This is a genomic window from Micromonospora sp. BL4 (genome assembly GCF_003667505.1).
In the GTDB taxonomy this organism is placed as follows: Bacteria; Actinomycetota; Actinomycetes; order Mycobacteriales; family Micromonosporaceae; genus Micromonospora.
Genome location: NZ_RCVJ01000132.1, coordinates 1 through 13,552, shown reverse-complemented (window position 1 = coordinate 13,552; position 13,552 = coordinate 1). Strand labels below are relative to the sequence as shown.

Annotated in this window: 14 protein-coding genes and 1 pseudogene; 5 read left to right on the top strand and 10 right to left on the bottom strand. The window is 74.0% G+C overall.

All coding sequences use genetic code 11. The features are described 5' to 3' along the window. Positions 1-14: 14 nt before the first annotated feature. Positions 15-1,202: a prolipoprotein diacylglyceryl transferase gene (gene lgt, locus EAD89_RS15565; RefSeq protein ID WP_121676219.1), complete on the bottom strand. Its 1,188-nt coding sequence runs from the start codon at positions 1,200-1,202 to the stop codon at positions 15-17. Between the two features lie 101 nt (positions 1,203-1,303). On the opposite strand from lgt, the gene EAD89_RS15560 reads away from it, so the two are divergent. Continuing rightward, positions 1,304-1,948 (top strand): NUDIX hydrolase, encoded by a 645-nt coding sequence (locus tag EAD89_RS15560; RefSeq protein WP_121676218.1) that lies wholly within the window; start codon positions 1,304-1,306, stop codon positions 1,946-1,948. Between the two features lie 343 nt (positions 1,949-2,291). On the opposite strand, the gene trpA is transcribed toward EAD89_RS15560, so the two are convergent. The 3 genes from trpA to trpC are packed head-to-tail and all read right to left on the bottom strand — an operon-like array spanning position 2,292 to position 5,177. Beyond that, positions 2,292-3,095 (bottom strand): tryptophan synthase subunit alpha, encoded by an 804-nt coding sequence (trpA, locus tag EAD89_RS15555; protein ID WP_121676217.1) that lies wholly within the window; start codon positions 3,093-3,095, stop codon positions 2,292-2,294. A gap of 1 nt (position 3,096) precedes the next feature. After that, a complete protein-coding gene (trpB, locus tag EAD89_RS15550) occupies positions 3,097-4,335 on the bottom strand; it encodes a tryptophan synthase subunit beta (protein ID WP_121655653.1) in 1,239 nt (412 codons plus the stop codon). Between the two features lie 38 nt (positions 4,336-4,373). Continuing rightward, positions 4,374-5,177: an indole-3-glycerol phosphate synthase TrpC gene (gene trpC / locus EAD89_RS15545; RefSeq protein WP_199723479.1), complete on the bottom strand. Its 804-nt coding sequence runs from the start codon at positions 5,175-5,177 to the stop codon at positions 4,374-4,376. 474 nt (positions 5,178-5,651) lie between these two features. Between trpC and EAD89_RS15540 the strand changes: the two genes are divergently transcribed. Next, positions 5,652-5,921 carry a hypothetical protein gene (locus tag EAD89_RS15540; protein WP_121676216.1) on the top strand — a complete coding sequence of 90 codons (270 nt, stop codon included), beginning with the start codon at positions 5,652-5,654 and terminating at the stop codon, positions 5,919-5,921. A 125-nt stretch (positions 5,922-6,046) separates the two neighbouring features. On the opposite strand, the gene EAD89_RS15535 is transcribed toward EAD89_RS15540, so the two are convergent. The 4 genes and pseudogenes from EAD89_RS15535 to EAD89_RS31045 form a co-directional block, all read right to left on the bottom strand. Beyond that, positions 6,047-6,649, bottom strand: a complete 603-nt coding sequence (locus tag EAD89_RS15535) for a Trp biosynthesis-associated membrane protein (protein WP_121676215.1) — start codon at positions 6,647-6,649, stop codon at positions 6,047-6,049. Next, positions 6,646-8,199 (bottom strand): anthranilate synthase component I, encoded by a 1,554-nt coding sequence (locus EAD89_RS15530; RefSeq protein ID WP_121676214.1) that lies wholly within the window; start codon positions 8,197-8,199, stop codon positions 6,646-6,648. Before EAD89_RS15530 ends, EAD89_RS15535 begins: the two co-directional genes overlap by 4 nt. Before the next feature lie 58 nt (positions 8,200-8,257). Next, on the bottom strand, positions 8,258-8,689 hold the full coding sequence (hisI, locus tag EAD89_RS31050) for a phosphoribosyl-AMP cyclohydrolase (RefSeq protein WP_121676223.1): 432 nt from the start codon (positions 8,687-8,689) through the stop codon (positions 8,258-8,260). Between the two features lie 180 nt (positions 8,690-8,869). After that, positions 8,870-9,193: pseudogene (locus EAD89_RS31045) on the bottom strand (phosphoribosyl-AMP cyclohydrolase); the annotation flags it as partial. Positions 9,194-9,741: 548 nt separating this feature from the next. On the opposite strand from EAD89_RS31045, the gene EAD89_RS15520 reads away from it, so the two are divergent. From EAD89_RS15520 to EAD89_RS15510, 3 genes are read left to right on the top strand one after another with little or no spacing between them, the layout of a single operon-like run. After that, on the top strand, positions 9,742-10,485 hold the full coding sequence (locus EAD89_RS15520; RefSeq protein WP_121676213.1) for an ABC transporter ATP-binding protein: 744 nt from the start codon (positions 9,742-9,744) through the stop codon (positions 10,483-10,485). A 55-nt stretch (positions 10,486-10,540) separates the two neighbouring features. Next, a complete protein-coding gene (locus EAD89_RS15515; protein WP_121676212.1) occupies positions 10,541-11,296 on the top strand; it encodes an ABC transporter permease in 756 nt (251 codons plus the stop codon). A 24-nt stretch (positions 11,297-11,320) separates the two neighbouring features. Next, positions 11,321-11,917, top strand: coding sequence for a TetR family transcriptional regulator (locus EAD89_RS15510; RefSeq protein WP_121676211.1), 597 nt, complete (start codon positions 11,321-11,323; stop codon positions 11,915-11,917). Between the two features lie 35 nt (positions 11,918-11,952). Here EAD89_RS15510 and EAD89_RS15505 read toward each other — a convergent pair whose 3' ends face one another. Then, positions 11,953-12,702 carry a DUF2470 domain-containing protein gene (locus tag EAD89_RS15505; RefSeq protein ID WP_121676210.1) on the bottom strand — a complete coding sequence of 250 codons (750 nt, stop codon included), beginning with the start codon at positions 12,700-12,702 and terminating at the stop codon, positions 11,953-11,955. Positions 12,703-12,799: 97 nt separating this feature from the next. Beyond that, on the bottom strand, positions 12,800-13,552 hold a 753-nt coding region (locus EAD89_RS15500; protein ID WP_121676209.1), incomplete at its 5' end, for an ABC transporter ATP-binding protein.

Here is a 13,552-nt window from a genome sequence, read left to right as displayed (position 1 = left end):
GGTGCCGCCCCCGCTCAGCTGTCCCGGTCGGCGGGGCGCACGCCTGCGGCGTCCGCCCGGTCGTCGCGGGCTTCCGGCGTACCGTCCGTCGTTTGCTCGTCGGCCGACGGCTCATCGCCGGGCGCCGCCGGGTCGAGCGGCTCAGCGTCGACGGGCCGGTCGTCGTCCCCGGTGGCCGGCTCGGGCGGCACCACGCCGCTGTCCTGCCAGGCCTGGTACTGCTCCTCGCTGACCACCCGGTAGCCCTCCGGCGCGGAGGCCCGGGCGGGGGTCTCCCGCTCGGAGAGGTCGACCTGGGACAGGTCGGAGGTGGTGGGCGGGGGCGGGGTCGCCGCAGCGCCGAGCGGGATCAGGTACTCCCGAGGGCCGCGGACCCGCACGAAGTAGATCAACGCGCCGAGGAAGACCAGGGCGGCGGTCCACACGTTGAGCCGGACCCCGAGGATCTGGTTCGCCTCGTCGGTGCGCATCAGCTCGATCCAGAACCGGCCGACGGTGTAACCCATCACGTAGAGCGCGAAGGCCCGGCCCCGGCCCAGCTTCAGTCGCCGGTCGAGGACGAGGACGAGGGCGACCACGCCGAGGTTCCACAGCGCCTCGTAGAGGAAGGTCGGCTGGTACAGGCCCGGTTCGAGGATCGGTTGGCCGGCGTCGTCGCGCAGCGCGTGCCCCGGGTTGTCCGGGTCCATCCGGTGAATCTTCAGGCCCCACGGCAGGGTCGTCTGGGCGCCGAACAGCTCGTTGTTGAACCAGTTGCCGACCCGGCCGACGGCCTGGGCCAGCGGCAGCCCGGGGGCCAGCGCGTCGGCCACCACGCTGAACGGGATGCCGAGCTGCCGGGCCGCGATCCACGCGCCGAGCGCGCCTCCGGCGACCGCCCCCCAGATGCCGAGACCGCCCTCCCAGATGGCGAACGCCTTCATCGGGTCACCGCCGGCGCCGAAGTATTTCTCGGGGGAGGTGATCACGTGGTAGATCCGGGCGCCGATGATGCCCGTGGGCACCGCCCAGACGGCGATGTCGAGCACCGCGCCGGGCGCGACACCGCGCTGGCGCAGGCGACGCTCGGTCACCCAGCAGGCCAGCACGATGCCGAGGATGATGCACAGTGCGTACGCCCGGATCGGTACCGGCCCGAGCTGCCAGACGGCGGTGCTGGGACTGGGCAGGGCCGCCTGGGGGGACAGCGAGGCGAGGGTCACGGGTGCACACGCTACCGCTGTGCACCCCCGAAGCGGCACCCCGGGCCGTTGCCCACGCATCCCGGTGACTTCTGGTTTGCACCGCCGTACGCTCTTTGTCCATGAGCGCGCTCACCTGGGCGGTCGCCGCGGTCGTCACCGACGACGCCGGCCGGGTGCTGCTCTGCCGGCAGGGCCGGGGCGAGCGCCGGTACGCACTGCCCGGTGGGCGGCTGCGCCCGGCGGAGAGCCCGGTCCAGGCGGCGCTGCGGGACATTCGCGCAGAGACCGGCTGGGAGATCGAGCTGGTCGACCTGGTCGGCGTCTACCACCTGACCAGCCCTGCGGCGAGCACGCCGGCCGGGCGCGCGGGGCCGCTGCCGGACGTCCTGGTGCACGTGTTCCGGGCCCGCGCGGCCGAGGTCCAACCGGCCGCCGACCCGCCGCCGGGTTGCCGGCTGTCCTGGCACGCCCCTGCCGCACTGCCCGAAGCGGTCACCCCACTCACCCGAGCCGCCGTCACCGACGCCGCCGCCGGCCGCTCCGGCGTGCTGCGCGACGCCGGGTGGACGCCACACACCGTCGATCCCGCACCACGCCCGATCGCTGGTCACGCAGACGGGGACGGCCGGCGGGACATCAACCGCGACGGCGGACCACCGCCCGGCCACGACGGCCGGTCTGGACCCGACCAAGAGGGGCGGCCGGGCGTGGGGCAGCCACCGGAGCAACGTGGCGGGGCGCCGGACGAGTCACTCCGGCCCTGACCGTGCCGGGGCCATCACCACGACCGGTGGATCAAGCGTCGACGGATGGTTCCGCGCACTACGGCCAACTGAGGCAGCCTTGCGCGATTCGCCACCGCCCGCACGGCGGCATCACTCAATTGAGCGGTATACCTCTGAGTCATATTTATGACTCAGAGGTATACCGCTCGAAGCAGGAAGATGCCCGGCTCAGCGCCACGCCGACTCGCCGAACCACGCGCCCCGGTGCGAGAGCCAGCCGCCTCGCCATCGCTACGGACGCCGAGCCACGGACCGACGGGACGGACAGTAACCAGGGAGGGTGCGAGACCGGCCGGGGGAAAGGTCCGACCGCGCCGGCGGTTCAGCGGGTCGGTGTGCGGACGCCCTCGGCGAGTTCGGCGCTCAGGGTGCGCAGGGCGGTCAGGCCGTCGGCCTCGGAGGGCACGTCGAGCAGGCAGCGGACCAGTGCGCTGCCGACGATGACCCCGTCGGCGTATCCGGCGACGGTGCCGGCCTGTGCACCGGTGCCTACGCCCAGGCCGACACCGACCGGCAGGTCGGTGACCGCGCGGACGCGGGAGACGAGCGTCGGAGCGGCGTCGGAGGTTTGCGCCCGGGCCCCGGTCACACCCATCACGGCGGTGGCGTAGACGAAGCCCCGGCAGTGCTCCACGGTCATCGCCAGCCGGGCGTCCGTCGACGACGGCGAGACCAGGAACGTGCGGTCCAAGCCGTGTGCGTCCGAGGCGGCCAGCCACTCGTCCGCCTCGTCGGGGATGAGATCCGGGGTGATCAGGCCGGTCCCGCCGGCGGCGGCGAGATCGCGGGCGAACGCGTCCACGCCGTAGCGCTCGATCGGGTTCCAGTAGGTCATCGTGACCACCGGGGCACCGGTGGCCGCCACCGCCTCGATGATGCGCAACGTGTCCGCGGTGCGTACCCCGCCGGCGAGCGCGATGTCACTGGCCTTCTGGATGACCGGCCCGTCCATCACCGGGTCGGAGTACGGAATCTCCACCTCGATGACGTCGACGCCGGCCTCGACCATCGCGATCATCGCCGCGATGCTGCCCTCGACCGTCGGGAACCCGGCCGGCATGCAGCCGACCAGCAGGGCCCGCCCGTCAGCTCGTGCCTTGTCGAAGGCCACCCCGATCCGGCTCATCTCACCGCTCCTTGTCGAGGATGCCGAAGTAGTCACCGGCGGTGTGCACGTCCTTGTCGCCCCGCCCGGAGAGGTTGACCACGATGGTGGGCTCCCGGCCCAGCTCGGCGGCGAGCTTCGGGGCCAGCGCGACGGTGCCGGCGAGCGCGTGTGCGCTCTCGATCGCCGGGATGATCCCCTCGGTGCGGCAGAGCAGCTCGAACGCGGCCATCGCCTCGTCGTCCGTGACCGGCTGGTAGCTGGCCCGGCCGGTGTCGTGCAGCCAGGCGTGCTCGGGCCCGACGCCCGGGTAGTCCAGCCCGGCGGAGATCGAGTGCGACTCCAACGTCTGCCCGTCGGCGTCCTGCAGCACGTAGGTGCGGGTGCCGTGCAGCACGCCGGCCGACCCGCCGGTGATGCTGGCCGCGTGGCGGCCGGTCGCCACCCCGTCGCCACCGGCCTCGAAGCCGTACAGCCGCACGTCCTCGTCGCCCACGAAAGCGTGGAAGATGCCCAGGGCGTTGGAGCCGCCGCCGACGCAGGCGGTGACCGCGTCCGGCAGCGCGCCGGTGAGATCCAGGCACTGCTGGCGGGCCTCGTCGCCGATACCGCGGACGAAGTCACGGACCATCGCCGGGAACGGGTGCGGACCGGCGGCGGTGCCGATCAGGTAGTGCGTCTCGTCGACGTTGGCCACCCAGTCGCGCATCGCCTCGTTCATCGCGTCCTTGAGGGTGCGCGAGCCGGTGGTCACCGGGACGACGGTGGCGCCGAGCATCCGCATCCGGGCCACGTTGAGCGCCTGCCGCTCGGTGTCGACCTGGCCCATGTAGACCACACACTCCAGGTCGAACAGGGCGGCGGCGGTCGCGGTGGCCACGCCGTGCTGGCCCGCTCCGGTCTCCGCGATCACCCGGGTCTTGCCCATTCGCTTGGTGAGCAGCGCCTGGCCGAGCACGTTGCGCACCTTGTGCGCCCCGGTGTGGTTGAGGTCCTCGCGCTTGAGCAGCACCCGCGCGCCGACCTTCGCGGAGAACCGCCGGGCCTCGTACAGCAGCGACGGGGTACCGGCGTAGTCGCGCAGCAGCGCGCCGAACTCGGCCCGGAACGACTCGTCCGCCATCGCCGTGCGCCACGCCCCGTCGAGCTCGTCCAGCGCGGCCACCAGGGCCTCGGGCACGAATCGACCGCCGAAACGGCCGAAGTGGCCGGCGGAGTCGGGCTGCGTACCGGCCGCCGGGGCCAGCGCGTCGGCGCTCATCGGACATCCTCTCGGTGGGGCGTCGGACCGGTGCGAGGTCAGCGCACCGGCCGGGGCGTTGCCGGGTGGTTACCGGCGTTGACCAGTTCGGCCACCGCCTCCCGGGGGCTCTTCTGCGTGACCAGGCCCTCGCCGACGAGGACCGCGTCAGCGCCCGCGGAGGCGTACCGGATCAGGTCGTGCGGGCCGCGGACGCCAGACTCGGCGATCTTGACGACGCTGCTGGGCAGGCCGGGCGCGATCCGCTCGAACACCGACCGGTCGACCTCCAGGGTACGCAGGTCACGGGCGTTGACCCCGATCACCTGCGCGCCGGCCTCCAGGGCCCGGTCGGCCTCCTCCTCGTCGTGCACCTCGACCAGAGCGGTCATGCCCAGCGACTCGATCCGCTCCAGCAGGCCCATCAGGACGTTCTGTTCGAGTGCGGCGACGATCAGCAGGACCAGGTCGGCGCCGTGCGCGCGCGCCTCGTGGATCTGGTAGCTGGAGACCACGAAGTCCTTGCGCAGCACCGGCACGGAGACCGCGGCACGGACGGCCGCCAGGTCGTCCAGCGAACCGCCGAACCAGCGCCCCTCGGTGAGCACGCTGATCGCCCGCGCCCCACCCGAGGCGTAGTCGACGGCGAGGTCGGCCGGATCGGCGATCTCGGCCAGACGGCCCTTGGACGGCGAGGAGCGCTTCACCTCGGCGATCACCGCGACGCCGGGCTTGCGCAGCGCCGCGTACGCGTCCAGCGGCGGTGGCGCCGCCGCTGCCAGTTCACGGATCCGCTCCAGCGGAACCTGCTCCTGGCGCCGGGCGACGTCCTCGCGTACGCCAGCCAGGATCTCGTCGAGCACGCTTACGGACGCCGCCTGACCGGCTTCGTCCCCCTCCGCGTGCGCATGCTCATCAGTCACCGTCGGACTCCCCTCTCCGGGTGTCATGGGCCGATGCTAGGGGCAGCCGACCGGAGCCGGGAGCCGGGGGTATGGCGCTGCTCACGAAAAGGCCTGCGGCATAATGGCCGACTTGCCGTGAACGGGATGTCACCCAGTGCCACCTCCGGCATCGACCAGAGTCGTACGACGAGAGCCTGGCAGCCCGGCGGACCGGGCCGATCCACCGATCATGCCACGCGGCCCGAGATGACAGTGAAACCTGTCGATGCTGTGAGCAAGCTCAAGGCCGAACGGCCGGTGCCTGGTCACGCCCGAGGCGGGACAGTTGACCGGGCGGTCACCCCGGCGAAACGTCAGCCGGCCAGCATCGTCCTCGGGCAGACTCGATGGCGCGCCTGCCCGACCGTCGCCAACTCCTCGTGCGAGGTGACCATGAGCATTTCCGAGCCGACCCCGAGCATCGGGCTGACCACCGTCTCGCGGACCGTGGCGTCGCTCGCCGTCGGGGTGGTGCACACGCTGGAGCGGGCCATGGTCGGCGAGGGGCGGATGCGGACCGCGCGCGGCAACGCCTGGGAGGCGGTCTGCGCCGACCGGGCCCGCGCCGACCGGCGCGCCGAACTGGACCGCCTGGTGGCCGAGTTGACCGCCGCCCGCGCCGCCGCCCGCCGCCAGCAGCGGGAGCGCCAACCGGTCGGCTGACACCCCCCGGCCCCACCGGCCCGTCGGGGCCAGCCGGCCGTCGGGTCAGCCGGCCGTCAAGCCAGCCAGCCGTCGGGCCAGCCGGCCGTCGGGCCAGCCGGCCGTCGGGTCAGCCAGCCGTCGGGTCAGCCGGCCGTCGGGTCCTCGCCCCGGTCCAGCGCGTCCCACGCCTCGGTGGTCCGCCGCCCCGCCATCGGTCCGGCCGGTCCGGTCTGTCCGGCCTCCGGCGGCGGGCTCTGCGGGGCGGTCCGTGCCGGCCGCTCGTACCGGGCGCCCATCGCCGGCCAGTCGCCGCCGCGCAGCGCTGTCCACCCGCCGCCCGCCGCGGCCAGCAGGCCGCCGAGCAGGCAGAGCGCCGGCCACTGCCGGCTCACCACGCCGTCGAGGTCGGTGACCAGCCCGTACCCGCCGCCGGCCGCCACGGCCAGACCGAGCGCGCCGAGCAGCACGCCCAGCAGCCGCCGCAGCCGGCCGCGAGTGGCCAGCACCGCTCCCCCGCCAGCCAGCGTGACCAGGGCCAGCGCCGGCAGCCACGGCAACAGGGCGGCACCGCTGCGGGCGTCGCGCACCGGCGGCAGCGGCGCGGGGCGCACGGTCAGCTCGACCGACCAGCTCCGGGTCGACGCCCAGAGCGCGAGGCCCGCGCCGGCGAGGCAGAGCAGCACGGCGTACGTCAGCTGACGCCGGCCCGCCGCGGACCGTTCGTGGGGTTGCGTCTGGCCGGTCATCGAGCGGGCCGCAACGTCTCGGCGGCCGCGATCGCGGCCAGCACGGCGGCGGCCTTGTTGCGGGTCTCCTGGTCCTCGGCGGCCGGGTCCGAGTCGGCGACCACCCCCGCGCCGGCCTGCACGTAGGCACGCCCGTCGCGGATCAGGGCGGTCCGGATGGCGATCGCCATGTCCAGGTCGCCGCCGAAGCCGAAGTAGCCGACCGTGCCGCCGTAGAGGCCGCGGCGTACCGGCTCCAGCTCCTCGATGATCTCCATGGCCCGCACCTTCGGCGCACCGGAGAGTGTGCCGGCCGGGAACGTCGCGGCGAGCGCGTCGAACGCGCTGCGATCGTCACGCAGCGTGCCGGTCACGGTGGAGACGATGTGCATGACGTGGCTGTACCGCTCGATGGTGGCGAACTCGGGCACCTCCACGCTGCCCGGCTGGCAGACCCGGCCGAGGTCGTTGCGGCCCAGGTCGACCAGCATCACGTGCTCGGCCCGTTCCTTCGGGTCGGCGAGCAGTTCGGCGGCGAGCCCGGCGTCGGCGGCCGGGGTGCCACCGCGCGGCCGGGTGCCGGCGATCGGGTGCAGCAGGGCCCGGCGCCGCCCGTCCGTACCGCCGGTTACCTTCAGGTGCGCCTCCGGCGACGAACCGACGATGTCGAACCCGTCGAAGCGCAGCAGGTACATGTACGGGCTGGGGTTGCTGGTGCGCAGCACCCGGTAGACGTCCAGCGGGTCGGCGTGCGTGGGCCGCTCGAAGCGCTGGGAGAGCACGATCTGGAAGCACTCGCCGGCCCGGATCGCCTCCTTGGCCGCCTCCACCGCCTTCGGGTAGCCCCCGTCGGGGGTGCGGCAGAGCACCTCACCGGTCGGCGGGCGCTCGACGGTGGAGATCATCGGCGGGATGGGCCGGGACAGCGCGGTCGTCATCGCGTCCAGCCGGCCCACCGCGTGGTGGTACGCGGCGGTGACCTCCGCGGCGCGGTCCGGGGCGTCCAGCGGCGGCAGCACCGCGTTGGCGACCAGGAGGGCCGATCCGTCGTAGTGGTCGAGCACCACCAGGTCGGTGGCGAGCATCATGCCCAGCTCCGGCACGCCCAGGTCGTCCTCGGTCAGCTCGGGCAGCCGCTCGAAGCGGCGGACCAGGTCGTAGCCGAGGTAACCGACCATGCCCCCGGTCAGCGGCGGCAGCCCGCTCGACGGGTCCCCGGTCGGGCCGGCCAGCGCCGCGACGGTCTCGCGCAGCACCCGCACCGGGTCGCCGTCGGTGGGCAGCCCGGCCGGCGGTTGGCCGAGCCAGGTCGCCACGCCGTCCCGTTCGACCAGTGTGGCGCTGCTGCGTACCCCGATGAAGGAGTACCGCGACCAGGCCATGCCGGCCGAGCCGACGCCCTGCTCGGCGGATTCGAGCAGGAACGTGCCGGGCCCGCCGGCCAGCTTGCGGTAGACACCGACCGGGGTCTCCGCGTCGGCCAGCAGCCGCCGGGTGACCGGCACGACCCGCCACTGGGCGGCCAGTTCGGTGAAGGTGGCCAGCTCGGGGCTCACCGCGCCGTCGGTCATGGCTGGGCCTGCCTCTCGTTCGCGACTGCCGGGCTCCGCCGCGCCGCGCTGCTCGCGCTCACCGTGCCTCCGGACCGGTGACCGGCAGCTCGGTGTAGAAGCACGTCCGGTGACCGGTGTGGCAGGCGGCGCCGACCTGGTCCACGCTGACCAGCAGCGCGTCCCCGTCGCAGTCCAGCGCGACCGAGCGGACGTACTGGTGGTGCCCGGAGGTGGCGCCCTTGACCCAGTACTCGCGCCGGCTGCGCGACCAGTAGGTGGCCCGCCCGGTGGTGAGGGTGCGGTGCAGCGCCTCGTCGTCCATCCACGCGACCATCAGCACCTCGCCGGTGTCGTGCGCGCGGACCACGGCGGCGACCAGGCCGTCGGCGGTGCGGCGCAGGCGGGCCGCGATGGCCGGGTCGAGCTGGGACGGGCGGGCCGGAACGGACGCCGTCGGGCCGGTCGGATCGCTGGGAACGCCGGTCACCGGCGCGTCAGGTACGGGCACAGTGACCCATTGTCCCGCACGCGGCGCGGGTACCGGCGACGGCTCCCGCCGAGGCGGCGGCGGATCACTGGCGGGCCGGGCCAGCTGAGCGACGTAGCGGTCCAGCCGGCCGTCGACCAGGGCGTCGGCCAGGTCGCTGCCGGCGGCTTCGGCGATCTCCTCGGCGTACGGGCGGATCAGCGGCAGCGTTCCGGCGACCAGCCGCACGGCGGCGGCCCAGAGCTGCCCGGTGGAGCTCGGGCGCAGCCCGAGGCAGAGCAGCATGTCCTGCCGGTAGCGGGGCGGGGCGACGGGCAGCTCCAGGGCCGCCGCGAAGGCCGCCCGGCGGGAGAACACCCGTACCGACGGGTTGGCCGGGCGCAGCACCGAGGGGCAGAGCCGGGCCAGGTCGGCCGCGGCGAGCCGGATCCCGAGGTGATCGTCGGCGACGCGGGCGGCGGCGGCCTTACCCAGCGTGGCGATCAGCTCCTCCAGCCGGGGCGGTTCGGCGGGCTGGCAGAGCACCGGCAGGTCGATGCGGCGCCGCCAGTGCGGGTCGGCCCAGAGCAGCCGCGCCGGTGCGGTGACCGGCAGCCCGAAGGCCCAGTCGGCCGGCTCGCCGAGGCGGTCCACCCAGGAGCGGACGTCCCGGGCGGCCACCGAGACGTGGGTGAGCCGGCCGGCGGACTCGGTCAGGTACGCACGGCGGGCCTCGTACGGGGCGCCGCCGACCAGCACGTCGAGGTCGACGTCGCTGTGCGCGGTGGCGGCCCGTCGGGCGTGACTGCCGCGCAGCAGGATGCCGACGACGGGTCGCTCGGCCGCCTGCCGCAACCGCGCGGCCCAGTCCTCAAGAAACCCGCTGTCCGGTAACGGAGCGTGACCCACGGCGCCATCGTGCCGTACGCCCCATCGGTACGCAATGCCCGTTGGCGGACCTGGTGTCCGGTCCGGAGGCTACTGCCCGTTGTCGCGTCTTGTGCGGCGATCGGCCAAGGTCGACCATTGCGCCGGTGCGCGTATCTCATCTAGCGTTGAGTTCAACAGCTGATGAGTTTCGCCGGAGGTGCGGAATGGACGACGCGATCGTGGTCCGCGATCTGCTCGTGGACCGGGGCGGGCGGCGGGTGCTGGACGGCATCAGCTGCACGGTCCCGCGCGGTGCCGTGACCGGGCTGCTCGGCCCGAGCGGCAGCGGCAAGACGACGTTCATGCGCGCGGTCGTCGGGGTGCAGGTGGTCACCGGAGGGACGGTCACCGTGCTGGGCGAGCCGGCCGGCACGCCCGCGCTGCGGCGCCAGGTGGGCTACCTCACCCAGGCGCCGAGCGTCTACGCCGACCTGACCGTGCGGGAGAACGCCCGGTACTTCGCGGCCCTGCACGGGCGGGGCCGCGCCGAGGCCGACCAGGCGATCAGCGACGTCGGGTTGGCCCGGGCGGCCAGCCAGCTGGTCGGCACCCTCTCCGGCGGGCAGCGCAGCCGGGCGTCTCTGGCCTGCGCCCTCGTCGGTGAGCCGGAGCTGGTCATCCTCGACGAGCCGACCGTCGGTCAGGACCCGGTGCTGCGGGCCGATCTGTGGGCCCGGTTCCACGCGATGGCCGCCGCCGGCACCACGCTCCTGGTGTCCAGTCACGTGATGGACGAGGCGGCCCGCTGCGACCGGCTGCTGCTGATCCGGGAGGGACGGCTGATCGCCGACGACAGCCCGGCCGCGATCCGCGCCGCCGCTGGGGTGGACGACCTCGACGAGGCGTTCCTGCGGTTGATCCGGGCCGGCGAGCCGGGCCCCGCGACGGCCGGACGGGAGGCGTCGTGAGCGCGAGGAACGAACCCGACCGGCGATTCCCGCGGTCGCGAACCGGAGGCATGTCATGAACCCGCGGATCCTGGCGGCCACCACGGGCCGCATCCTGCGCCAGCTCCGCCACGACCGGCGCACCATCGCCCTGCTCGTGGTGGTGCCGTCCGCCCTGCTCACCCTGGTCTACTTCATGTACGCCGACCAGCCGACCCCGCCCGGCCAGCCGTCGACGTTCGACCGGATCGCGCTGGTGATGCTCGGCATCTTCCCCTTCGTGATCATGTTCCTGGTGACGAGCATCGCCATGCTCCGCGAGCGCACCTCGGGCACCCTGGAGCGGCTGCTCACCACCCCGCTGGGCAAGCTCGACCTGCTCTTCGGCTACGGCATCGCGTTCGGGCTGGCCGCCGCCGTGCAGGCCGCGGTCGCCGCTGGTGTGGCGTACTGGATCTTCGATCTGGACACCGCCGGCAGCAGCGGGCTGGTGATCGGGATCGCCGTGATCGACGCGGTGCTCGGCGTCGCCCTCGGGCTGTTCTGCAGCGCTTTCGCCCGCACCGAGTTCCAGGCAGTACAGTTCCTGCCGGTCGTGGTGGTCCCCCAGCTGCTGCTCTGTGGGCTGTTCGTGGCCCGCGACCAGATGGCCGGCTGGCTCCAGGCGCTCAGCGACGCCTTCCCCCTGTCGTACGCCATCGAGGCGTTGCAGGAGGTCGGCGCCAACGCCGAGCCGACCGGCACGATGTGGCGGGACGTGGTGGTGGTGCTCGGCGCGGTGGTGCTGGCACTGGTGCTCGCGGCGGCCACCCTGCGCCGGCGCAGCGGCTGACCGGCGGGCGGACGAAGGGCGGCGATGGCGCGGCGGACGGGCCGGCGACCCGGCAACCAGGGCACCCGGGAGGCGATCCTCGACGCGGCGCGGGCGGCGTTCGCCGAGCGTGGTTTCGACGCCGCGTCGATCCGCGCCATCGCCGGCACCGCCGGGGTGGACCCGGCGCTGGTGCACCACTACTTCGGCAGCAAGGACCAGCTCTTCCTGGCCGCGATGAACTTTCCCGTCGACCCGGGCGAGGTGGTGCCGAGGGTGCTCGCGGGTGGCCAGGACGGCATCGGCGAGCGGCTGGTCCGCACCTTCCTCGGCGTCTGGGACTCGCCGGTCGGCGGCGCCGGGGTGGCGCTGCTGCGCTCCGCGGTGAGCAACGAGTGGACCGCGCGGTTGCTGCGCGAGTTCATCACCACGCAGGTGCTGCGCCGGGTGCTCGACCAACTCGAGGTCGACCCGGTCGAGCTGCCGCTGCGCGGTTCGCTGGTCGCCACCCAGCTGATCGGGTTGGGCATGATGCGGCACGTGATCCGACTGGAGCCGGTGGCGTCCACCGACCCGGAGACGCTGGTCGCGGCCATCGGACCGACCGTGCAGCGGTACCTGACCGGCTCGCTGTCGACGTAGCGCGCGCAGAACCGACCGTCGAAGCCGGCGAGCGGTCAGCCCGGTGGGAGGGCCTCGGCTCGGCGGCGCAGCGGCGGCAGCAGCCGGAGCAGATCGTCCGGGTCGGCCACCGGGCACGGGAAGGCGAGCCGGACCCGCCGCCGGGCGCCGGGGCGACCGAGAGCGACCACCAGCCCGTAGCGGTCGACGCGTACCACCCGGGGCGGCCCGTCCGGGGTCTGCTCGGTCAACCCGAGCTGCCGGCGCAGGTACTCGGTCACCTGGCCGGCGTCGCGCTCCGTGAGGTCGGCCAGCAGCCGCGCCTCGACCGGGTGCACCGGGTCCGGTTCGGCCTCGGCGTACTCCCCCGGGTCGATCCGGTGCACGACGGCGGCGCGCTCCCAACGGACCTCGACCACCTCGAAGCGGAACAGCCGGAACCGGACGCCCAGGTCGAGCAGGTCGCCGGTCGGCTCCACCGCGGCGAAGTCGACGGCCGCGCGACGGGCGTCGGCGCCGTGCAGCTCGGCGGCCCAGCCGGAAACCCAGGCCCGTCCCAGCCCCGGGGCGCCGGCCGCGGGTGGCAGGTCGAGCACGTCGAGCACCACCGCGACGTCGGTGCCCCCGGCGGCCGGCCGCAGCGCGGCGGCCAGGTGGCTGGCCACCGGAACCAGCAGCAGCACCCGGCCGTCCGGGTCGGTCACGTGCCGGGCGTGGTGCGGGCCCGGCCGGTGGGCCAGGTGGACGAGACCGGGCAGTCGGCCAGCGACGAGGGTACGAACGATCTCGGCGGGGCTGGGCCGCATGACGCGACCTCCTTAGAGGTTAGGCTTACCTAACCCGGAGCGTAGAGCACCCGGCCGACGGCGTCCAGCCATCCCCGCGCAGGTGGACACCGGTTCGTTACCGGGTCTGCTCCAGCCAGGAGGCGTAGAGCAGGCCGTAGGTCGAATCGGGGTCGCGGACCAGCTCGTCGTGCGGACCACGCTGCACGATCCGCCCCCGGTCCACCACGATCACCTCGTCGGCGGCCTGTGCCGTGGAGAGCCGGTGCGCGATGGCCAGGGTGGTGCGACCTCGGGTGACCGCGTCCAGGGTGCGTTGCAGGCGCACCTCGGTCGCCGGGTCCACCGCGCTGGTCGCCTCGTCCAGCACCAGCAGGTCCGGGTCGGCCACGTACGCCCGGGCCAGCGCGACCAGCTGCCGCTCCCCGACGCTGAGCGCCTCCCCGCGCTCGCCGACCGGCGTGTCCAGGCCGGCCGGCAGGCCGTCCAGCCAGTCCGCCAGGCCCAGCTCGGTGAAAGCGACACCGAGCTGCTCGTCGGTCAGCTCCGGCCGGGCGAACCGGACGTTGTCCCCCACCGTCGCGTCGAAGAGGAACCCGTCCTGCGGCACCATCACCACACGGGAGCGCAGCGAGTCGAAACGGACCTCCGACAGCGGCACCCCGGACAGCAGCACGGCGCCCCCCGACGGATCCATCAACCGGGTGAGCAGCTTCGCGAACGTGGTCTTGCCGCTGCCGGTCTCCCCGACCACCGCCACCCGGCTCTTCGCCGGGATCTCCAGATCGATGTCCTGCAGCACCGGCGGCCCACCGGGATAGGCGAACCGCACCCCGGAAAACCGGATGTCCAACGGCCCGCCCGGCAGCTC